Origin of the sequence: Stutzerimonas stutzeri (assembly GCF_024448715.1) — a bacterium.
In the GTDB taxonomy this organism is placed as follows: domain Bacteria; phylum Pseudomonadota; class Gammaproteobacteria; order Pseudomonadales; family Pseudomonadaceae; genus Stutzerimonas; species Stutzerimonas stutzeri_AR.
In genome coordinates this window covers 282,909-303,620 of the sequence record NZ_JAMOHZ010000002.1, presented here as the reverse complement: position 1 = coordinate 303,620, position 20,712 = coordinate 282,909, and the positions used below count along the sequence as shown (strand labels likewise).

General features: G+C 61.4%; 16 protein-coding genes and 1 pseudogene. 5 read left to right on the top strand and 12 right to left on the bottom strand.

The window, feature by feature from the left end; all coding sequences use genetic code 11:
• Nucleotides 1–44 precede the first annotated feature (44 nt).
• Entirely contained in the window at nt 45–2,651 is a 2,607-nt protein-coding gene (gene leuS / locus NAV33_RS04945) for a leucine--tRNA ligase (RefSeq protein ID WP_255977494.1), read from the bottom strand.
• Between the two features lie 257 nt (nt 2,652–2,908).
• Between leuS and NAV33_RS04940 the strand changes: the two genes are divergently transcribed.
• Entirely contained in the window at nt 2,909–3,361 is a 453-nt protein-coding gene (locus NAV33_RS04940) for a hypothetical protein (protein ID WP_255977492.1), read from the top strand.
• A 72-nt stretch (nt 3,362–3,433) separates the two neighbouring features.
• Nucleotides 3,434–4,213 (top strand): YdcF family protein, encoded by a 780-nt coding sequence (locus NAV33_RS04935; RefSeq protein WP_255977490.1) that lies wholly within the window; start codon nt 3,434–3,436, stop codon nt 4,211–4,213.
• A gap of 38 nt (nt 4,214–4,251) precedes the next feature.
• Here the strand turns inward: NAV33_RS04935 and lnt are convergent, their stop codons facing one another.
• The 10 genes from lnt to NAV33_RS04885 form a co-directional block, all read right to left on the bottom strand.
• Nucleotides 4,252–5,763: an apolipoprotein N-acyltransferase gene (lnt, locus tag NAV33_RS04930; protein WP_255977488.1), complete on the bottom strand. Its 1,512-nt coding sequence runs from the start codon at nt 5,761–5,763 to the stop codon at nt 4,252–4,254.
• A 105-nt stretch (nt 5,764–5,868) separates the two neighbouring features.
• Nucleotides 5,869–6,717, bottom strand: a complete 849-nt coding sequence (locus tag NAV33_RS04925; protein WP_255977486.1) for an HlyC/CorC family transporter — start codon at nt 6,715–6,717, stop codon at nt 5,869–5,871.
• Between the two features lie 38 nt (nt 6,718–6,755).
• The gene (ybeY, locus tag NAV33_RS04920; protein WP_336605349.1) at nt 6,756–7,223 is read right to left on the bottom strand and encodes an rRNA maturation RNase YbeY; all 468 of its coding nucleotides are present in this window, start codon (nt 7,221–7,223) and stop codon (nt 6,756–6,758) included.
• Entirely contained in the window at nt 7,216–8,223 is a 1,008-nt protein-coding gene (locus tag NAV33_RS04915; RefSeq protein ID WP_255977484.1) for a PhoH family protein, read from the bottom strand. Before NAV33_RS04915 ends, ybeY begins: the two co-directional genes overlap by 8 nt.
• Nucleotides 8,224–8,369: 146 nt before the next feature.
• Nucleotides 8,370–9,710 (bottom strand): tRNA (N6-isopentenyl adenosine(37)-C2)-methylthiotransferase MiaB, encoded by a 1,341-nt coding sequence (miaB, locus tag NAV33_RS04910; RefSeq protein WP_255977481.1) that lies wholly within the window; start codon nt 9,708–9,710, stop codon nt 8,370–8,372.
• A gap of 149 nt (nt 9,711–9,859) precedes the next feature.
• The gene (locus NAV33_RS04905) at nt 9,860–10,402 is read right to left on the bottom strand and encodes a tetratricopeptide repeat protein (protein WP_255977479.1); all 543 of its coding nucleotides are present in this window, start codon (nt 10,400–10,402) and stop codon (nt 9,860–9,862) included.
• 121 nt (nt 10,403–10,523) lie between these two features.
• Nucleotides 10,524–11,153, bottom strand: coding sequence for a hypothetical protein (locus NAV33_RS04900; protein WP_255977477.1), 630 nt, complete (start codon nt 11,151–11,153; stop codon nt 10,524–10,526).
• Nucleotides 11,153–12,442, bottom strand: a complete 1,290-nt coding sequence (gene hemL / locus NAV33_RS04895) for a glutamate-1-semialdehyde 2,1-aminomutase (protein ID WP_255977474.1) — start codon at nt 12,440–12,442, stop codon at nt 11,153–11,155. The genes NAV33_RS04900 and hemL overlap by 1 nt, the downstream gene beginning before the upstream one ends.
• Before the next feature lie 63 nt (nt 12,443–12,505).
• Entirely contained in the window at nt 12,506–13,147 is a 642-nt protein-coding gene (gene thiE / locus NAV33_RS04890; protein ID WP_255977472.1) for a thiamine phosphate synthase, read from the bottom strand.
• Nucleotides 13,148–13,159: 12 nt separating this feature from the next.
• Nucleotides 13,160–13,954, bottom strand: a complete 795-nt coding sequence (locus NAV33_RS04885; protein ID WP_255977470.1) for a hydroxymethylpyrimidine/phosphomethylpyrimidine kinase — start codon at nt 13,952–13,954, stop codon at nt 13,160–13,162.
• A gap of 266 nt (nt 13,955–14,220) precedes the next feature.
• Here NAV33_RS04885 and NAV33_RS04880 point away from each other — a divergent pair.
• The 3 genes and pseudogenes from NAV33_RS04880 to amn form a co-directional block, all read left to right on the top strand.
• Nucleotides 14,221–16,146: pseudogene (locus tag NAV33_RS04880) on the top strand (sensor histidine kinase); the annotation flags it as partial.
• Between the two features lie 265 nt (nt 16,147–16,411).
• Nucleotides 16,412–18,061 (top strand): acyl-CoA dehydrogenase family protein, encoded by a 1,650-nt coding sequence (locus NAV33_RS04875; protein WP_255977468.1) that lies wholly within the window; start codon nt 16,412–16,414, stop codon nt 18,059–18,061.
• Nucleotides 18,062–18,247: 186 nt separating this feature from the next.
• The gene (gene amn / locus NAV33_RS04870) at nt 18,248–19,720 is read left to right on the top strand and encodes an AMP nucleosidase (RefSeq protein ID WP_255977466.1); all 1,473 of its coding nucleotides are present in this window, start codon (nt 18,248–18,250) and stop codon (nt 19,718–19,720) included.
• Nucleotides 19,721–19,974: 254 nt separating this feature from the next.
• Here amn and NAV33_RS04865 read toward each other — a convergent pair whose 3' ends face one another.
• Nucleotides 19,975–20,547 carry a HupE/UreJ family protein gene (locus tag NAV33_RS04865; RefSeq protein ID WP_255977464.1) on the bottom strand — a complete coding sequence of 191 codons (573 nt, stop codon included), beginning with the start codon at nt 20,545–20,547 and terminating at the stop codon, nt 19,975–19,977.
• Nucleotides 20,548–20,712: the final 165 nt, after the last annotated feature.

The window sequence follows — 20,712 nt, the reverse complement described above, 5'->3', positions numbered from 1 at the left end:
TTGTTATCTCCTTGCCAGCCTCGGCGCAGCGCGCCAGAGCAAAATCAGTTAGCGACGATATTGACCAGTTTGCCCGGCACCACGATGACCTTGCGGATCGTCAGGCCTTCGGTGAAGCGCACCACGTTTTCGTTGGCTCGGGCACTGGTCTCGACCTCTTCGCGTGAGGCGCTGGCTGGAACCTCGATTTGTCCGCGCAACTTTCCGTTTACCTGCACCACCAGCGTCAGGTTGTCCTGCACCAGTGCCGCCTCGTCGACCACCGGCCAGCGAGCGTCGATGACGGCGTCATTGTGGCCGAGGTTGCGCCAGAGCTCATGGCAGATGTGCGGCGTGATCGGTGCCAGCAGCAGGGCGACGGTTTCCAGTCCTTCCTGCATCAAGGCACGATCCTGCTCGCTGGCGGTAGCGGCTTTCTCCAATACGTTCATCAGCGTCATCACCTGGGCGATAGCGGTGTTGAACTTGTGGTGCTGACCAACATCCTGGCTGGCCTGCTTGATCGCCAGATGAATGGCACGGCGTACGGCCTTCTGCTCGTCATCGAGACTGGCGACGTCCAGCTTGCCGACCGCGCCGGCGCTGACATGGGCATGTGCCAGGCGCCAGACGCGGCGTAGAAAGCGGCTCGCGCCTTCGACGCCGGAATCGGACCATTCCAGGCTCATGTCCGGCGGCGAGGCGAACATCATGAACAGGCGGCAGGTATCGGCGCCGTAGCTGTCGATCATTGCTTGCGGGTCGACGCCATTGTTCTTCGACTTGGACATCTTCTCGGTGCCGCCGATTTCCACCGGCAGGCCATCGCTGGCGAGCTTGGCGCCGATGACCTTGGCCTTGGCATCGCGTTCGACGATGACATCGGCCGGGTTGAACCAGTCCTTGCCGCCATTTTCCAGGGTGCGGTAGTAGGTATCAGCGATGACCATGCCCTGGGTGAGCAAATTCTTGAACGGCTCATTGGAGCTGACCAGCCCCTCGTCGCGCATCAGCTTGTGAAAGAAGCGCGCGTAGAGCAGGTGCAGAATCGCGTGTTCGATACCGCCGATGTATTGGTCCACCGGGAGCCAATGGTTGGCCGCGGCCGGATCGACCATGCCCTGGTCGTAATGGGGGGATGCGTAGCGAGCGAAGTACCAGGACGACTCGACGAAGGTGTCCATGGTGTCGGTTTCGCGCTTGGCTGCGCCGCCACACTTAGGGCAACTGCAATCATAGAATTCCGGCATGCGTGCCAACGGCGAGCCGGCACCGTCCGGAACCACGTTCTCGGGTAGCACCACCGGTAGCTGCTCTTCCGGCACCGGTACGTCGCCACAGGTCGGGCAATGAATAATCGGGATCGGGCAGCCCCAATAGCGCTGACGGCTGATGCCCCAGTCACGCAGGCGGAATTGGGTGCGGGCCTGGCCGAGGCCTTTTTTCTGCAAGGCGACTTCCATCGCGTCGAACGCACCGTCGAAATCCAGGCCATCGAATTCGCCTGAATTGATCAGCTCACCGTGCTCGCCATAGGCGTCGTTCCACGGTGCGGGCGTCTCGTCACCGGCACTGGTGCGCACCACCGGTTTGATCGGCAGGTCGTATTTGGTTGCGAAGGCGAAGTCGCGCTCGTCATGAGCCGGCACAGCCATCACAGCGCCTTCGCCGTAGTTCATCAGCACGTAGTTGGCGACCCACACCGGCAGCAGTTCGCCAGTCAGCGGGTGCTGTACCTTCAGGGACGTGGCGAGGCCTTTCTTTTCCTGGGTGGCGATATCGGCTTCAGCCACGCCGCCGCGCTTGCATTCGTCGATGAAGGCCTGCAGCTCGGCATTGCCCTGCGCGGCGAGGGTGGCCAGCGGGTGTTCCGCGGCGACGGCAACATAAGTAGCGCCCATCAGCGTATCGGGGCGGGTGGTGAAGACCTTCATCACCCCTTCGCTGCCGATGCTGGCGATGTCATAAGGGAAGCTGATTTCCATCCCGCGTGACTTGCCGATCCAGTTGCGCTGCATGGTCTTGACCTGTTCCGGCCAGCCGTCCAGCTCGTCCAGGCTTTCCAGCAACTCATCCGCGTAAGCGGTGATCTTGAAGTAGTACATCGGGATTTCGCGCTTTTCGATCAGCGCGCCGGAACGCCAGCCACGGCCGTCGATGACCTGCTCGTTGGCGAGTACCGTCTGGTCCACCGGGTCCCAGTTGACGGTGCCGTTCTTGCGGTAGATCACGCCCTTTTCATACAGACGGGTGAACAACCACTGTTCCCAACGGTAGTAGTCGGGCTTGCAGGTGGTGACTTCACGCGTCCAGTCGACAGCGAGGCCCAGGCTTTTCAGCTGGGTGCGCATGTAGTCGATGTTCTCGTAGGTCCACTTGGCCGGCGCGACCTTGTTCTTCATCGCGGCGTTTTCGGCCGGCATGCCGAACGCGTCCCAGCCCATCGGCTGTAGCACGTTCTTGCCCTGCATGCGCTGGTAACGGGCGATCACGTCACCGATGGTGTAGTTGCGCACGTGGCCCATGTGCAGCTTGCCGCTGGGGTAAGGGAACATCGACAGGCAATAAAAGGTGTCCTTGCCTGGCTGTTCGCTTACTTCAAAGGATTTCTGCGCATCCCAGTGGGACTGCGCGGCGGCTTCGATTTCGCGGGGCTGATACTGTTCGTGCATGGCTACTGGCATTGAAAAGAGGCTGGCTGTTCGCGGAGCAGCGATGGGGCTGCGGTAATGCCCAGTCGAAACCTGGCTAAGACGGCGGCACAACGGGCTGGATGCGAAAGCATGGAAGCGCCGTAGCATACATGACCCCCCGCAACCGAGGGAAACCTGATTTGCCACGGCTACGCGGCCCCGTTGGTCGCGGGCGGCGTGGATGTTCGAGTCTGAGCTACGCTTGTACTGGGGGTGGGACGAACAAGAGGTGAGTCATGGGTAGAGAGCGTCAAGCGAACGAGGGCAATCTGTACGGACGCGTGCTGCAGCGGCTGACGCTGGCCCTGGAAGAGGCAGAGCGAACAACCGACGCAGATGCTGGTGCGACGACCGAACTGGAGGTTGGTGGATTGACGCCCGCCGAGTTCGAGCTGATCCGCGCCTATTTGCAGCAGGATTCGCAGTGGCTTTCAGGCTGGCACGCGGCTGCCGAAGAGCAGGCGCAGTTGGTACGTCAGGCGACGCGGCCGGCCTTGCGCAATGTCCTGCGGCATCATCCGGGCAAGCGTTGCAAACAGACGCCGCCTGCGCTGCAGCAATCCATGAGTTGTGCGCTTTGTGGCGCCAGCGTGCACTGGCCAGAAGGTGCCGGTGCGGTCGCCTGTTCGGCCTGCGGCTCGCAATTGCTACGCGCGCGGCAGCGGTTGCATACCTACCCAAAGCATTAATGGCGTCCGTGTTGCCGACAAGCGGACGCCTCGGCAGGTAAAGTTGTAGCGACCGACACGCGGGAGCTGCACATGCCAATTCGCTATTTCTTTAAACATTTGCTGCTGCCGCCGGGTGGCCTGCTGTTGCTGTTGCTCGCTGCCTGGTGGCTACGGCGACGCGCGCCACGGTTGGCAGCGCTTTGCTTTGTGCTGGGGTTCGGCGGACTGTGGCTGATGAGCTTGCCGGCGACCGTGGAGTGGGCGGCGCGGATGCTGGAAAGCGAGGTGGCATTGGATCCGGCAGATTGGCGCAATCTGGACCGGACAGCGCAGGCCATCGTGGTGCTTGGTGCCGGTCGCGAGCAGGCCGATCCGGGCTGGGGATCGGATCAGCCCAGTCATATCGCCCTCGAACGGCTGCGTTACGCATCGCGGCTGGCCAAGGCCTCAGGCCTGCCGATCCTTGCCAGCGGCGGGCTGCACTATGGCGAACCGCCGAGCGAAGCCTTGCTCGCAGCCGAGGCGCTGCAGCGCGACTTCTCCACTCCGACGCGCTGGCTAGAAGAACGTAGCCGCACCACATGGGAAAACGCGCTGTATAGCGCCGAGATGCTCAAGACTGCGGGGGTCGAGCGGATCGTGCTGGTGACTTCGGCCTCGCACATGCCACGGTCGCGCTGGTGTTTCGAGCAGGTGGGACTGCAAGTGATCGCCGCGCCCATGGGCTTTCTGGGCGTGCCCAACGGGCGCCCTTTCGGCGGCTGGCTACCCGAGTCGAAAGCCGTCTGGCAGAACGGCATGTTGCTCAACGAAGCCGTGGGAATGCTGATCTACCCGCTGGTCTATAGCGGTCGCGACAAAGCCGGATGATGGCCAGTCATCATCCGGTCAGGGATAGCATGCGTACTTCAGGCAAGCCGTCGACGGACCAGGCCCCAGCCAAGCAAAAATACACAGATCGCGATCAGTGGCCATGAGCGCCACTGCAGGAATGGCGTCAGTCCCTGCATGGGCGTGACTTCGCCGTAGAGCACGGCTTCTTCGAATGCCGGGATCCGCTCAACGATGCGGCCATGCGGGTCGATCAGCACGGTGACGCCATTATTGGTGGCGCGGATCATCCAGCGCCCCGCTTCCAGCGCACGCATCTGCGCCATCTGCAGATGCTGCAGCGGCCCGATCGAGTGGCCGAACCAGGCATCATTACTGACCGTGAGCAGAATGTCGCTCTGCGCCGCAAGGCCGGCTGCGAATTCTGGATAAACCACTTCGTAACAGATGAAAGGCGCTATCGCGTAGCCCTTCGCCTGTAACAGTGCCTGCTCTGGCTCGCCGCGTGCGAAATCGGACATCGGTAGATCGAAGAAGGCGATCAGGCCTCGAAGCAGATCCTGTAACGGCACGTACTCACCGAATGGCACCAGCTTCTGCTTGAGATAGGCGCCCTGCGCATCGCCTGCGGTTGTCAGACCGTTGTAATAACGCAACTCGCCGTCAGCGTTGGGTTGGCGTACCGGCACGCCAGTAATCAATGCCGACTGCCGCTCCTGTGCGAAGCGGCTCATCATCGTCAGGTAGCCGGCGGCGTGCTCCTTGAGGATCGGCACGGCGGTTTCTGGCCAGACAATGAGATCGGCAGGGCGGCTACGGAAGGTCATGTCGCGATAGAGCAGCAATTGCATCTCGAGCTTTTTCGGGTCCCACTTGATGCTCTGGGCGACGTTGCCCTGCATCGCGGCGACCGTGATCGGCTCCGCCTTGGCTGTCGTCCAGGCGTGTTTGCCAACGCCGAGTGCCCCACCCCAGAACACAATCAACAGTGCCAGCGCGCCGATTAGCGATGTTCTGTGCTCCACCAATCGAGGCAATTCGATCAGTAGCGTTGCGGTCAGCACAACCGCAAAGCTGAGCAACCAGACGCCGCCAAGGGGCGCGAGCCCGGCCAGTGGCCCGTCAAGTTGGCTGTAGCCGGCATACAACCAGGGGAAGCCTGTCAGTATCCACCCGCGCAGGGCATCCAGTGCGAGCCACAGCGCGGCGAACACCAGGGCGTTGAGCCACGGCGCTGCTGTCTGTCTCAAGCAACGTGACCAGATCCAGCCGAGCAGTGCGAAGAACAGTGCCAAGCCGGCGACGAAGCCTAAAGTCAGCGCCCCGGCCAGAAGAGGCGGCGCGGCGCCGAAGTCGTGAATGCTGACGTAGACCCAGCTGACGCCCGAAGCGAACAGGCCGAAGCCGTAGCACCAGCCGCGACCAGCGGCCTGCTTCGGAGCCAGTTCGCGTAGCCCGAGGTAGATCAGTCCGATCGACAGCAAGGCCAGCGGCCAGATGTCGAAAGGCGCAAGTGACAGCGTAATCAAAGCCCCTGCGGCGAGCGCCAGCAGATTGCCCGGCCAGCCGGGGCGGGTGATCCAGTGCATCGAGACTCCTGAAAACAGCGGCAAGCCTCAAGCCTCAGCTGCAAGTTAAAGCAGAAGCTTCACAAGCCCTTTGGCGCCAGCCCACACAGTGATCGCTTGCAGCTTTTATCGATTTTCGCCTGTCGTGCGTGTGAGCCTCAGCATGTGCACCCGTCGGCTATCGGCGTTGAGGACCCGGAAGCGGAAGTCACCGATCTCCACCACTTCGTTGCGCTTGGGCAAATGGCCGAAACTGTTCATGACCAGGCCGGCCACCGTATCGAATTCTTCATCGGGGAATTCGCTTTGGAAGAATTCGTTGAAGCTGTCGATCGGCGTCAGCGCCTTGACCAGGAAGTCGCCGCTGGGCAGCGGGCGAATATAGCTGTCTTCCTCAATGTCGTGCTCGTCTTCGATATCGCCGACGATCTGTTCGAGAACGTCTTCGATGGTCACCAGGCCGGCCACTCCGCCGTACTCATCGATGACGATCGCCATGTGGCTGTGGTTGGCGCGGAACTCGCGCAGCAGCACGTTGAGGCGCTTGGATTCGGGCACGAAAGTGGCTGGACGCAGCAGATCCTTGATGTCGAAGGTGTGCTGATCGTCCTGCAGAATCAGCGGCAGCAAATCCTTGGCCAGCAGCACGCCAATCACTTCGTCGAGGCTGTCGCCAACAACCGGATAGCGCGAGTGTGCGGCGGAAATGATTGCTGGGAGGAACTCCTTAGGCGACTGGTCGGCCTTGATGCTCATCACCTGCGAGCGCGGCACCATGATGTCGCGGACCTGCAGGTCTGCGACCTGTATGGCGCCCTCGACGATCGCCAGGGCTTCGTTATCCAGCAATTTGTTCTGGTGGGCGCTGCGCAATACGTCCAGCAGCTCCTCACGGGTTTTCGGCTCATGGGCAAAAGCCTGGGTGATTTTTCCAAACCAGGACTTTTGCCCGTTGCTCGATCGGTCTTCGCTCATGTCTTTGACTCAGTGGTCCTTGCAATTGCCCGTGCGGGCTATTCGTCGGCGTAGGGGTCGGGGTGACCCAGCTCTGCCAGTAGTTGACGTTCGAGGCTTTCCATTTCTTCGGCTTCGTCGTCTTCGAGGTGATCGTAGCCGAGCAGATGCAGGCAGCCATGAATGACCAGGTGTGCCCAGTGCGCCTGCAGCGCCTTGCCTTGTTCGGTCGCTTCGCGCTCGACCACCGGCACGCAGATCACCAGATCGCCAAGCAGCGGGATATCCAGCATCGGAACGCCGCCCGGCCCGTCTGGCACATCGGCGGGAAAGGACAGCACGTTGGTGGCGTAGTCCTTGTCGCGATAGTCGCGGTTCAGCTCACGCCCTTCCGCTTCGTCTACCAGGCGAATGGTCAGTTCGGAATCCGCGGTGCGCTGGTGCAAGGCTAACTCGCACCAGCGGCGCAGTTCCGCTTCGTCAGGCACCGCACCATTGCTGGCGCATTGCAGATCGAGCTCAATCACCAGTGCTTTCCTGCGCTGCGCGCCTTCTGACTTGGTCCTGGTTACCTTCGAACGCCTCATAGGCTTCAACGATGCGCTGTACCAGTGGGTGACGCACGACGTCCTTGGGCTTGAAGTGAGTGAAGCTTATGCCGTTGACGTCCTTGAGCACATCGATCACATGGGTCAAGCCGCTCTTGGTGCCCCGTGGCAGGTCGACCTGGGTAATGTCGCCTGTGATCACCGCCGTGGAGCCGAAGCCGATACGAGTAAGGAACATCTTCATCTGTTCCAGCGTAGTGTTCTGGCTTTCGTCAAGAATGATGAAGCTGTTGTTAAGTGTGCGGCCGCGCATGTAGGCCAAAGGCGCGATCTCAATGATCTGCTTCTCGATCAATCGCGCTACATGTTCGAAACCAAGCATTTCGTACAGCGCGTCGTACAGTGGGCGCAAATAGGGATCAATCTTTTGCGCCAGATCGCCGGGCAGAAAGCCGAGCTTTTCGCCGGCCTCGACGGCCGGGCGTACCAGCAGAATGCGGCGAATCTGCTCGCGTTCCAGTGCGTCGACGGCGCAGGCAACAGCCAGAAAGGTCTTGCCGGTACCGGCCGGGCCGATGCCGAAGTTGATGTCGTTATCGAGGATGGCTTGCACGTAGCGCTGCTGATTGGCGCCGCGCGGGCGGATATTGCCCTTGCGCGTGCGCAGCGAAATGTTCGGCGTGGTGGACGGATTGACCATCTCTTCCATGCCTGATTCCTGCAAAAACAGGTGGACCATATCCGGCGACAGCTCGGTGCTCTTGGTTTCGCGATACAGGCGGCGCAGGAGGTTTTCCGCGGATTTGGCCACATCGGTCGGGCCGATCAGTTCGAACTGGTTGCCGCGGTTGCGGATTTCCAGCTCCAGGCGCTGTTCGATCAGGCGCAGATGCTCGTCGAACTGACCGCAAAGATTGGCGAAGCGGTTGGCTTCAAAAGGTTCAAGAGTGAAACGGTGGGGTTCTATGGGGGCGTTCAAGGGCTTTTGATTGACCTGCTCTGCATAAGGGTTTGGTGAGAATAGCGCCGCGTGGCGAAAAAAGCATCGGCGTACCGGCCATGACAATCTAGGGTAAACAGGCGGCTGACGCTCACTCGAACGTCAGCTGCAGCGCCGGCCTGCTTTCAGCCCACCGCCTGCTCATGCAGCGTGCCGCGCAAGGAATGTGGCAGAGCGTCGTCGATATGCACATCGACGAACTGACCGATCAACCGCGGATTGTCACAACGGAAATTAACAATACGGTTGTGCTCGGTACGGCCCTGAAGCATGCCGGGGTCTTTCTTAGAGTAATCCGTGACCAGAATGCGCTGGCGGGTACCCACCATCCGTCGGCTGTTTTCGAAGCCTTGTTGATTGATCCGCTGCTGCAGGATCGCCAAGCGCTGCTTCTTGACTTCGTCCGGCGTCTCGTCTGTCAGATCCGCTGCCGGTGTGCCGGGTCGCGAGCTGTAGACAAAGGAGTAGGAGAAGTCGAAGCCGACGTCTTCGATCAGCTTCATGGTCTGCTCGAAGTCTTTCTCCGTCTCGCCGGGGAAGCCGACAATGAAATCCGAACTGATCAGAATGTCCGGCACCGCCGCCTTGAGTTTGCGAATGCGAGATTTGTATTCCAGCGCCGTGTGGTTGCGCTTCATCGCTGCGAGAATACGGTCAGAGCCGGCCTGTACCGGAAGATGCAGATATTTCACCAGTTCCGGCACCTCGGCATGGGCCTGGATCAACGCGTCCGAAAATTCCAGCGGGTGGCTGGTGGTGTAGCGGATGCGGTCGATGCCATCGACGGCTGCTACCACGCGGATCAGTTCGGCGAGGTCGGCGACTCGCCCGTCATGGGTAGCGCCACGGTAGCCGTTGACGTTCTGACCGAGCAGCGTGACTTCACGGACACCGTTTTCGGCCAGGTGAATCACCTCGGCAAGCACGTCGTCGAAGGGGCGGCTGACTTCCTCGCCGCGGGTGTAGGGCACAACGCAAAAGGTGCAGTACTTGCTGCAGCCTTCCATGACCGAGACGAAGGCTGTTGGGCCGTCGACACGTGGCTCCGGCAGACGGTCGAATTTTTCGATTTCTGGGAAGGAAATGTCCACCTGCGGTTTTTTCGTGGTGCGTGCCGCGTCGATCATTTCCGGCAGGCGGTGCAAGGTTTGCGGGCCGAACACCACATCTACGTAGGGCGCACGGTCGCGGATCGCCGCGCCTTCCTGGCTCGCCACGCAGCCGCCGACACCGATGACCAGCTGCGGATTGTCCAATTTCAGTTCACGCCAGCGCCCCAGCTGGGAGAAGACTTTCTCCTGTGCTTTTTCGCGAATCGAGCAGGTGTTGAGCAGGATCACGTCGGCTTCTGCCGGATTTGTAGTGATCTCGAGGGGTTGCTGCTCGCCCAGCAGATCCACCATGCGCGAGCTGTCATACTCGTTCATCTGGCAGCCGTGGGTTTCGATATAGAGCTTGCGGGTCATGTTACGGGCCGGCGTTGTGCAAAAAATGACCGACGATTATACGGCCAGGACGTGGACGATAAAAGCGAAAGCGCAGGAGGCTGAAAGCTGAAACGAGTAAAGAGGCTCGAACACATGGAAAGCTCTGGTGCGGTCAAGCCTCAAGCCCGTTACTGCTCGAAAGGTTTGTTCTCGCCAGCGGTTTGCAGGTCCGTCAGGTAGTCGCGGAAGATCTGTCCTAGCACCTGAGTGGCGATTTCCAGCTCGTCGCGGCGCATCTGCGCCGATACGCGATCAGCGGTGTCCAGTGCTTCCTCTTCGCCGTTGACCGCCGACATTTTCAGCACCACGTAAGCTTGTACGTTATTTGCCGGCACGCCTTCGCCGCGAAAGAACATCACGCCGAGGCGGTGTTGGGCGAGAGCGTGGCCCTGTAACGAGGCCTGCTCGAACCAGTGCAACGCTTTGGTCAGGTCGCGAGGCGTGCGGCGACCGTCGTAATGGTACTCGCCGAGCTCGTAGGCAGCCTGTAGATCGCCTTCGCTGGCGGCCTGCTCACAGGCGCGCAGGGCTTCATGCATCTCTTCCGGGACGGTGTTGAGAGCGCAGCGGGAAGTCGCCGGGATCAGCAACGAATTGCCACCCGCCATGGCCAGCGGGGGCGAGAGAAGCAGCAGGCAGCCAAGGGCCAGGCTGCGGCCGGTGCGAGTCATGAATCAAGGCGCCTCGAAGATCAGGGCGGTGACTGAAAGTCCGGCACAAAACGAGCCGACCGTCACATTATGGATAAGCTATCGCCGGCTTACAAAGGCTTTGATGGTCGCGCCCAGCTTTTTATGCGGGTGTGGGGGGTTCCTCGCGAAGATTGCCAGGCAGGTGTAGCAACAGCCAGGCGATGATGGGGCTCGCCAGCGCCAGACAGAACTGCTGATAACCGCCGAGCGGGTTGTTGTCGATCGATAGTCCGGTCCAAGGCAACAGCGCCAACATCAGAGCGCCGCCCGCCACGCCAGCGACGGCTTGCAGGCGCGCCGGCCATTGCAGCAGGCCTGCATAAATCACCAACAGCGCACTGAGCAGGCCTAACGAAAAGGCGTACGGTGCGCTCCAGCCGAACTGCCGGGCGAGTTCGAAAAAAGCGCACAGGCCGATTACTACGCGGCCCCAGGTCGGCCGGCTCCAGATCCATTTGCGGCCCAGGGTCAATGCGACCACACCGACCAGTGGCAAGCCGAGCAGCAGGGTTGCCTGCAACAGCCAGCGCTCTGCTTCGAGGGTGTCGAGGCCTAACGCTAGCCTTGCGACGGCACAGGCTCCGGTTCCGGCCGCCAGGCTAAAAGCGAGCAGAGCGCAGAACAGTGCGGGCTGGTCAGGTTCGCCGTAGCCGCGTCGCGCACTACCGATCCAAATTGCACTGACCAGCGCGGCCAATGACAGCAACGAGGCTTGCAACAGCTCGGGCATCAAGCTGATTTCAGTTTGGCAAAGGCGCGCTCGGCGGCATCGAGGGTCAGCTGAAGCTCCGTGTCGCCATGCGCGATAGAAGTGAAGCCGGCCTCGAATGCACTCGGTGCCAGATAGACGCCGCCCTCGAGCATCAGATGGAAGAATCGCTTGAAGCGCCCGGCATCGCTGGTCATCACGTCGTCGAAGGTAACGATGTCGTCCGCCTCGCTGAAATACAGGCCGAACATGCCGCCGACCTGGGTGGTAACGAATGGGATACCTGCTGCCATCGCACGCTCCTTGAGGCCTTGCAGCATGCGGGTGGTGTAGTCGGTGAGTTCGTCGTGAAAGCCGGGGCGATTGATCAGCTTGAGCGTGGTCAGGCCAGCGGCCATCGCCAGCGGGTTACCGGACAGGGTGCCGGCCTGGTAGACCGGGCCGAGCGGAGCGATGCATTCCATGATTGCGCGCTTGCCGCCGAAGCAGCCGACCGGCATGCCGCCGCCGATGATCTTGCCGAAAGTGGTCAGGTCCGGGGTCACGCCGTAGTAGGCCTGAGCGCCACCGAGGGCGACGCGGAAACCTGTCATAACTTCGTCGAAGATCAGCACCACGCCGTGCTTGTCACATTGCGCGCGCAGCCCCTGCAAAAAGCCAGGCGCCGGCGGCACGCAGTTCATATTGCCGGCGACTGGCTCGACAATGATGCACGCCACATCGCTGCCAACCTCGGCAAGCATTTGCTCGACTGCCGCAAGATCGTTATACGGCAGCGTCAGGGTGTGTTTGGCGAACGCGGCCGGCACGCCAGCGGAACTGGGCACGCCTTGGGTCAGGGCACCGGAACCGGCCTTGACCAGCAGGCTGTCGGAGTGACCGTGATAGCAACCTTCGAACTTGATGATGCTGTCGCGGCCGGTATAGCCGCGGGCCAGACGGATCGCGCTCATGGTCGCTTCGGTACCGGAGCTGACCATACGCATCATGTCCATCGACGGAACCAGGCTGCAGACCAGCTCGGCCATTTCGGTTTCCATGGCGGTCGGCGCGCCATAAGACAAGCCGTGCTCGAGTTGGCGGCGCACCGCATCGAGCACCTCGGGATGGCTGTGGCCAAGAATCATCGGGCCCCAGGAGCCCACGTAATCGACATAGCGTTTGTCGTCCTCGTCCGTGATGTAGGCGCCTTCGGCGTGTTTGAGAAACAGCGGTGTGCCGCCGACGCTCTTGAATGCGCGTACCGGCGAATTGACGCCGCCCGGAATGTAGTTCTGGGCATTAGCGAAGAGAGTTTCGGAACGGGACATGCGGGGCCTCTCATGAAAAGAAAACAGGGATGGTTGGCGCACAGAGCGCTGTCATGACGCCGGTTAGTTGCCGGCGAACAGCTCACTGAACGCGCGTGCGCGGCGTTCGACTTCGCTCGCCGACTCGGCTGCAAACAGTGCGTGCACCACAGCGATCAGACTAGCGCCGTGGGCAATCAGATTCGGCGCGTTTTCCAGTTTCACGCCGCCGATCGCGGTGATCGGCAGGTTGAAACGCTGGCGCGCCTGCCCGAGCAGTTCCAGCGTGGCTGCCGGAGCGCCGGGCTTGGTGTTGGAGTCGAAGAATCTGCCGAACGCGATATAGCTGGCGCCTTCGGCAACGGCCTGTTCGGCCAGCTCCAGTTGCGCATGGCAAGTCGCGCCGATGATCGCCTTACGCCCGAGCAAGGCACGTGCAGCGGAAAGCGATCCGTCTCCCTGTCCCAAGTGCAGCCCTGCGCCCAAACGCGCGGCCAGCTCGGCGTCATCGTTGATGATCAGTTGCGCGCCGTGGCGGTCGCACAATTCGCGAAGCGCCTCGGCCTCGCGCAGGCGACGGGCGTCATCGCTGGATTTGTCGCGGTATTGCAGCAGGCAAGCGCCGCCTTTCAAGGCCGCTTCGGCGTACGGCAGCAGACGTCCATCGGCTAGCAACGTGCTGTCGGTAATGGCGTAGAGGCCGCGCAGCTTGGTGTTGTCTTTCATTTCAGCCTCAACTCAACTCAAGTCCAGCGGCAGCCGGCGCGGAATGTACTGTCCGCGGCCCGGTGCTTCGGCGTCACGCAAGGTGCGCCAGGTGTAATCGAGGGCGGACTTCACTGCGCTGGCAAGCCCTTCGCCAAGGGCCAGGCGGCCGGCGAGAGCGCTCGCCAGGGTGCAGCCGGAGCCGTGGTAACTACCCGGGAGGCGTTGGCAGCTGAAGTCGTGCTGACTACCGTCGCGAGAATAGAGGCGGTTGTGCACCTCGGTCTCGTCGCCATGTCCGCCGGTAATCAGCAGGTGACGGATGAAGGGCAGCAGCTTTTCGGCGCATTCATCGGCGCTGCCTTCAGGCAACTCGGCGAGGATTCGCGCTTCGGGCAAGTTCGGGGTAGCGATGGTGGCCACTGGGAACAATTGCTCGCGCATGGCATAGCCGACTTCGTCTTTGCCCAGGGCGCCGCCGCCACCGGCGCGCAGCACCGGGTCGCAAATCAGCGGCACGCCGGGTAGCTTCTGCATGATTTCAAGTACCGTCTCGACCATTTCTACCGAGCCGAGCATTCCCAACTTGACCGCGGCAACCGGCAGGTCTGCGATGACGGCATTGGTCTGGGCCAGCACCCAGTCGCGATCGAGAACGCGGAAATCGCTCACATCGACGGTATCCTGCACGGTCAATGCAGTGACGGCCGGGGCGGCATGACAACCCTGAGCGATCAGGGCTTCGATGTCTGCCTGTAGTCCGGCACCGCCACTCGGGTCGTGGCCGGAAAGGCAGAGAACGACAGGGCGGGAGCAAGGGCCGGTCATCGAATGGGTTCCCCGATATGTGCGTAGTGGGATTGGCCGGGGCGAGGCACAGCCAGATTTTCGTGGCGTGCGAGCTTATCACCAATCATCCTGGCCGGCTTGGGCAGACGATTGGCGATGTTGCCAAATTCGACCGCTAGGCAGGACAAAGCTTGCTGCTGGTTCGTTGGTTAAAAGGTCATGCTAAAGTGCCACCAGTTTTTAGGGCCTCGTGTCTTCAGGGGAGCCGGATTCTCCTGACGCGGCTCGACAGGTTTTTCATTGCCATGCGCCACTTCCTTATATTCATTCTCGGCCTGCTGCCGACACTGGCGAGCGCAGTCGAGCTCGACGAAAACACCCGGCGCTTGCCGCTAGGGCAGGTAATGGCGGTGCTGGAAGATCCCACTCGGGACGCCAGCATCGAGGATGTGCTTGCGCTCGATGCGTTCGGGCGCTTCGTCGACCATCACGAGGACGTGCTCAACGCGGGTTATTCGCGTTCGGCCTTCTGGTTGCGTGTCGATCTGCAATACCGCGTCGATCAATCCAGCGAGCGCAGTCGCTGGTGGCTGGAACTGGCTTACCCGCCGCTGGATCATCTGGACCTGTATCTGCCGGATGGGCAAGGTGGTTACCACCTTGCCCAGCAGAGTGGCGACGCGCTGCCGTTCAGCGAACGGCAGATCAAACAGCGCAATCATCTATTCGAATTGGAGCTGCCGCCCGATCAACCGCAGCGCATCTACCTGAGGTTGGAAAGCCAGGGTTCGATCCAGGTGCCGCTGACATTATGGGCGCCGTTGGCCTACCTGGAAGAGCAGTCGGCGCATATCTATGTGCTGGCGGTCATCTACGGTGTGCTGCTGGTGATGCTGGTTTACAACCTGTTCATCTACCTCAGCGTCCGCGACCGCAGCTACCTTTATTACATTCTTTATATCGGCTCGTTCGGCCTTTACCAGGTGTCGGTCAACGGCTTGGGCGTGCAGTATTTCTGGCCGGACTCACCGTGGTGGGCCAATGCATCCACACCGTTTCTGATCGGTGCGGCTGGCGTCTTCGGTTGTCAGTTCGCCCGCAGTTTTCTGCACACCCGCACGCACAGCCCATGGATAGACGGGACGCTGATAGCGCTGATGGGCCTCGGTGTGCTGACGATGGTGCTGTCGCTGACCTCCAGCTACGCGCTGGCGCTGCGTCTGGCGACCTTCTTGGCACTGTGGTTCATCCTGGCGATATTCGTTGCGGGCATCGTTGCCTGGTATCGGGGAATGCGCGTCGCGCGCTATTTCCTGATCGCTTGGACGACCTTTCTGATCGGTGGACAAATCAACACCCTGATGGTCCTGGGCTATCTGCCGCATAACTTTTTCACTATGTACGCGGGGCAGATCGGCTCCGCCATCGAAGTGGCTCTGTTGTCGCTGGCGCTGGCCGACCGGATCAACGCGATGAAGGAAGAGCGCGCCCTGATGCTGGAGGAGACGGGCCGCCAACTGGAAGAGATGAACCGTGAACTGGCCGAAAGCAACCGCCTCAAGGATCAATTCCTGGCCAACGTAACCCATGAATTGCGCACCCCGATGCATGGAATTATTGGCAGTCTCGACCTGATGCGAACGCTGGAGCTGAACAGCGAACTGGAGCAATACCAGCGCATCGCGACCGGCTCGGCGCGCGATATGATGCGGCTGGTCAACGACATACTCGCGCTGACTGAACTGCAGGCAGGAAAGCTCCAGGTGCGCAAGGAGCCGTTCGGGCTGCGGACGATGGTCGACGAACTGTACATGCTCTACGGGGCCCGTGCGGCTGCGCGCGGGTTGAACTTCGATCTTCAGATGAGCAATCAGCTGCCCGATGCCCTGGTGGGCGATGTTGCCAAACTGAAGCAGAGCCTCGGTTACCTGCTCGACAACGCCATCAAATTTACCCTGCAGGGTGGCGTGACGTTGGCGATGAATGGGCATGAAGAAGATCAGTCCCGGTTCGTTCTGGAGGTGGAGGTGATCGATACCGGTGTCGGTTTCGAAGCGCCCACCGACGACTCGCTTTACCAATACTTCCGCCAGCTGGACGGCAGCATGACCCGACAATACGGTGGCCTCGGTATCGGCCTTTCGCTGTGTCGGCAGCTTATCGAGTTGCAGGGCGGAAGCATTGCGTACCATTCCGAGCCGGGCCGCGGCAGTCACTTTCAGGTGCGCCTGCCGTTCCAGCTGTCCTGAAGGCTCGCCCGATCAAGAGTCGCAAGGATTGGGGGTAACCGCTGAGGCGAATTCGCTTCGCAGGTTGGCCGAAACCGCGCTTTTTCAACGCGATCATGCGTGCTTCACTTCTTCTCGTGGATCGTCGCGAGAGCTGGTCCGCATCGGCCCGGCAATGATCAAACGGTGAGCGGAGCAATTCCCGATAACACCGCAGCGCGTCTTCAGCCAGGCCGATTTGTCGCTTCCGCCTGCCGAGGAGACCGCCATGAGCTTGCATCAATACGCCGAAACCCACGAGGTGCTGAATCAGGTGCCGCCACTGGACGGCGCAAACCTGTATCGCCTTGATCTGCCGTTGCAGGAATGGGCGCGGCGTTACAAGGGCGGCTGGGCCGAATCGCGGCTCGACACCTATGGCGCGCTGGCAGGCGGCCCCTTGATGACGGCGGGCTTTCTCGCCAACGAAAACAAGCCGGTATTCAAAAGCCATGACCGCTACGGTCATCGCATCGACCTGGTGGAATTTCATCCGGCCTACCACGAGTTGATGCGCACGGCGATCGCCCATGGCATCCCCTCGCTGCCTTGGACCGACCCACAGCCCGGCGCCCAAGTGGCGCGTGCAGCGTTGATGTATCTGCACAACCAGGCCGAATCCGGCAGCAGCTGCCCGCTGACCATGACCTACGCCAGCGTGCCCGCGCTGCGCCTGCAAGCCGGTATCGGCGATCTCTGGTTGCCGAAAATACTCAGCCGTGAATACGACCCACGCAACCTGCCCATGGAGCAGAAGGCCGGCGTGACCATCGGCATGGCCATGACCGAGAAACAGGGCGGCACCGACGTGCGCGCCAACACCACGCGTGCCCACGCGGTCGGTGCTGGAGGCCCGGGGCAACTCTACGAACTGATCGGGCACAAGTGGTTTTGCTCGGCACCGATGTGCGATGCCTTCCTCACACTGGCGCAGACCGACAAGGGCCTGTCCTGCTTCCTGCTGCCGCGGCACCGCCCTGATGGTACCCGCAACCAGTTCTACATCCAGCGGCTGAAAAACAAGCTGGGCAACTGGTCGAATGCGTCCAGCGAGGTCGAGTATCGCGGTGCCCTAGCCTGGATGATCGGCGAGGAAGGGCGCGGCGTGCCGACCATCATCGAGATGGTTTCCTCGACCCGTTTCGACTGCATGATCGGTTCCAGTTCGTTGATGCGGCAGGCACTGACCCAAGCCATGCACCATTGTGCGCATCGTCAGGTGGGCGGTCGCGTGCTGACCGAGCAACCGCTGATGCAAAACGTGTTGGCTGATCTGGCCCTGGAAAGCGAGGCCGCGTTGGCGCTGACCATGCGTATGGGCCGCGCGCTGGATAATTCCCTCGACGAACAAGAAGAAAAGTTCGCCCGGCTGGTTACGGCGATCGGCAAATACTGGATCTGCAAGCGCGCGCCAGAAATGATCGCCGAGGCCAGTGAATGCCTGGGCGGCGCTGGCTACGTCGAAGACACCATCATGCCGCGGCTGTATCGCGAGGCGCCGGTGAACTCCATCTGGGAGGGTTCCGGCAACGTGCAGTGCCTGGACGTGCTGCGCGCTCTATCGAAGGAAACCGGTGTGCTCGACGTGCTGTTCGCCGAACTCGGTGTTGGCCACGGCGATGCGCGGCTGCAGGCACATATCGGCCGGTTGCAAACTGCCTTCGCCGATACCGGCGACATCCAATACCGCGCCCGTCAGCTCACCGAAGACATAGCCGTCGCGCTGCAGGCCAAACTGCTGCTCGAAGCGGGAAACAGCGCGGTATCTGATGCCTTCATCGCCAGTCGCCTGGAGGGGCATGGGAGGGCGTACGGAACATTGCCGCGCGGAGTGAATATCAGCGCGTTATTGGCACGAAGTGCGCCGTTTATCGAGTGACTGGACCGCAGCGACACGGCGTCCTTGGCAAAGATGCGGACGCACCGTGTCGATATTGATGGGTGCGATGCTTAGGTCGAGGGAGTGCCACCTCCACGCTCGCCGATAAACAGTCGGCTGTTGTCGCTACCGCTGTCATCGATGAGCAGGCAAGATGGCTTCAACGACTGAACAAGGAAGCCCACCATGAATCTAGCCGGCGATACCTTTCGCATTGCCATTAGCGCTGAAGAAGCCGTGGATCATCTTGCCGAGCTGCATCAGCATGCCACTCGTTCGCTGAACCAGGCGCTCAAGCGCTACGTCAAGACACGCCAGGAGCCCGATGCGGCCGAGCGAGCGCAGTTCCGCTATCCAGAACTGCGCCTGACCTACGAATGCCATGGCGAAGTACCAGCGTCCACGCGCGCCTACGCCAAAGTCCAGGCGCCCGGCGTTTATAGCGTTACCGTGACTCATCCGGCGGCGTTTCGCAGCTATCTGCTCGACCAGTTGCGACCGTTGATGCAGGACTTTGGCGTGAAGGTGGAGGTCGGCATCAGCGCCCGCAACATTCCCTATCCCTATGTCATCGAGCAGGGCGACGAGCTCGCCGGCACTGGTGTGACCGCCGCGGAGCTGGCGCGGGTATTCCCCAGCACCGATCTGTCCGCCGCCACCGATGACATCGCCGATGGGCTGTACGATTGGGAGCACGCCGACCCTTACCCGCTGGCCTTGTTCGACGGCGCGCGGGTGGATTTCTCCCTGCGCCGGCTGGTGCATTACACCGGTAGCGACTGGCGCCACGTGCAGCCATGGATTCTGCTGACCAACTACCACCGCTATGTCGACCAGTTCATCCGCCACGGCCTCGACATGCTGCGCGACGATACCCGCTTCGTACGCATGGTATTGCCGGGCAATGTGGTCATCGAGCGAGGTATGGAAGAGGGCGAAGCCCAGGCGATCATCGGTAGCGTGGTCTGGCATCGCTACCAGATGCCGGCCTATCACTTGCATGCAGACGATGGCGACGGCGTCACCCTGGTCAATATCGGTGTCGGCCCTTCTAACGCCAAGAACATCACCGACCACCTGGCCGTGCTGCGCCCACACTGTTGGCTGATGATTGGCCATTGCGGCGGGCTGCGGCAGTCGCAATCGATAGGTGATTACGTGCTGGCCCACGCCTATATGCGCCGCGACGGCATTCTCGACCGCGTGCTGCCGCCGCACATTCCGCTGCCGGCGCTGGCCGAAGTGCAACAAGCGCTGCAGGAAGCCGCCGCGCAGGTTACTGGTGACAAGGGCGAGGCGTTGAAGAAGCGCCTGCGCACCGGCACCGTGCTGACTTATGACGACCGCAACTGGGAATTGCGTTGGGCACAGGAGCGACCGCTGATCAACCTTTCGCGTGCCGTGGCGGTGGATATGGAAAGCGGCACCATTGCTGCCCAGGGCTATCGCCTGCGGGTGCCCTACGGCACGCTGCTCTGCGTCTCGGACAAGCCACTGCACAGCGAAATCAAGCTGCCGGGCTCAGCCAACGCATTCTACGAACGCGCCGTCACCCAGCATCTGAAGATTGGCATCGCCGCGCTCGATCTGCTGCGCAACCAGCTCAACTCGTTGCATTCGCGCAAGCTGCGCAGCTTCGACGAGCCGCCGTTCCGGTGAAGCAGCTGCAACCTATAAAAAAAGCCCGAGGTTCCAGGCTGTGTGAAAACTACTGCGCTCGGTTATGCCGCGTTAAAAACAGGCTCGGATGCGAGCCCAGTCCGCTTCCTCGCCTGTTTTGACTCGCTGCGCTCGCCCTTCGGGCCAGCCTTCGGCTGTTACTCCTGATGGTCGTTGCGCCTTGCCTAACCTTTGCTCGCTACGTTTTCACACGGCCTGGTTTGCTCGGGCTTTTCTTTTGTTGTCGCTAATCTTCAGGCGGCCAACATCCAGACGCCGGTCAATGCCGAGGCGGCGCCGGCGATTCGCACTAATGGCGCGGCCGCTTGCGGCAGGTTGCGCGCGATGGCGTAGCCGGCGGTATGCAGCGCGGCGGTGGCTGCAACGAAGCCGGCCGCATAGCCCCAGGGGCTGGACAGTGCCGGCAGTTCCAGGCCATGAGCCACGCCATGGCTGAGTGCGAACAGTGCGGTCAGTCCCGCTGCAACCGTCAGCGGCGGACGTACCGCCAGCGCCACCAGCAGCCCGAGCGCCAATACCGAGCCGGCAATGCCGGTTTCCATAAGCGGCATTTTGATCCCTGCAAAACCGAACAGACCACCGAGCAGCATGGTAGCGACGAAGGTCAACGGCAGCGCCCAGCGCGCCTTGCCTTGTTGCTGGGCCGCCCAGAGGCCGACAGCAATCATTGCCAGTAAATGATCGAGACCGAAGATCGGGTGGGCGATACCGGAAATCAGACCTGCGTGATCGTGACCGGGATGGGCGAAAGCCAATGCCGGGCTGAGCAGCAGGGCGGACATGACAATAATTCTTTGCAGGTTCATGCGGTTTTCCTCTGGTTTTGCATGGAAGGGGCTAGGGAACGCCAAGCTGTTATTGCGAAGCCGGCACACCCGCTTCGAGCCAGCTCGCCTCTACAGGCCAGTAGTGGTTGTTGTAGGAGCAGCTTGCTGGCGAAGCTCTTCGAGCGGATCTCGGCCACTTTGCGA

Excerpts from the sequence above, each read along its gene's own strand:
- leuS (WP_255977494.1), bottom strand. The coding sequence starts at position 2,651 with ATGCACGAACAGTATCAGCCCCGCGAAATCGAAGCCGCCGCGCAGTCC.
- NAV33_RS04940 (WP_255977492.1), top strand. The coding sequence starts at position 2,909 with ATGGGTAGAGAGCGTCAAGCGAACGAGGGCAATCTGTACGGACGCGTG.
- NAV33_RS04935 (WP_255977490.1), top strand. The coding sequence starts at position 3,434 with ATGCCAATTCGCTATTTCTTTAAACATTTGCTGCTGCCGCCGGGTGGC.
- lnt (WP_255977488.1), bottom strand. The coding sequence starts at position 5,763 with ATGCACTGGATCACCCGCCCCGGCTGGCCGGGCAATCTGCTGGCGCTC.
- NAV33_RS04925 (WP_255977486.1), bottom strand. The coding sequence starts at position 6,717 with ATGAGCGAAGACCGATCGAGCAACGGGCAAAAGTCCTGGTTTGGAAAA.
- miaB (WP_255977481.1), bottom strand. The coding sequence starts at position 9,710 with ATGACCCGCAAGCTCTATATCGAAACCCACGGCTGCCAGATGAACGAG.
- NAV33_RS04905 (WP_255977479.1), bottom strand. The coding sequence starts at position 10,402 with ATGACTCGCACCGGCCGCAGCCTGGCCCTTGGCTGCCTGCTGCTTCTC.
- NAV33_RS04900 (WP_255977477.1), bottom strand. The coding sequence starts at position 11,153 with ATGCCCGAGCTGTTGCAAGCCTCGTTGCTGTCATTGGCCGCGCTGGTC.
- hemL (WP_255977474.1), bottom strand. The coding sequence starts at position 12,442 with ATGTCCCGTTCCGAAACTCTCTTCGCTAATGCCCAGAACTACATTCCG.
- thiE (WP_255977472.1), bottom strand. The coding sequence starts at position 13,147 with ATGAAAGACAACACCAAGCTGCGCGGCCTCTACGCCATTACCGACAGC.
- NAV33_RS04885 (WP_255977470.1), bottom strand. The coding sequence starts at position 13,954 with ATGACCGGCCCTTGCTCCCGCCCTGTCGTTCTCTGCCTTTCCGGCCAC.
- NAV33_RS04875 (WP_255977468.1), top strand. The coding sequence starts at position 16,412 with ATGAGCTTGCATCAATACGCCGAAACCCACGAGGTGCTGAATCAGGTG.
- amn (WP_255977466.1), top strand. The coding sequence starts at position 18,248 with ATGAATCTAGCCGGCGATACCTTTCGCATTGCCATTAGCGCTGAAGAA.
- NAV33_RS04865 (WP_255977464.1), bottom strand. The coding sequence starts at position 20,547 with ATGAACCTGCAAAGAATTATTGTCATGTCCGCCCTGCTGCTCAGCCCG.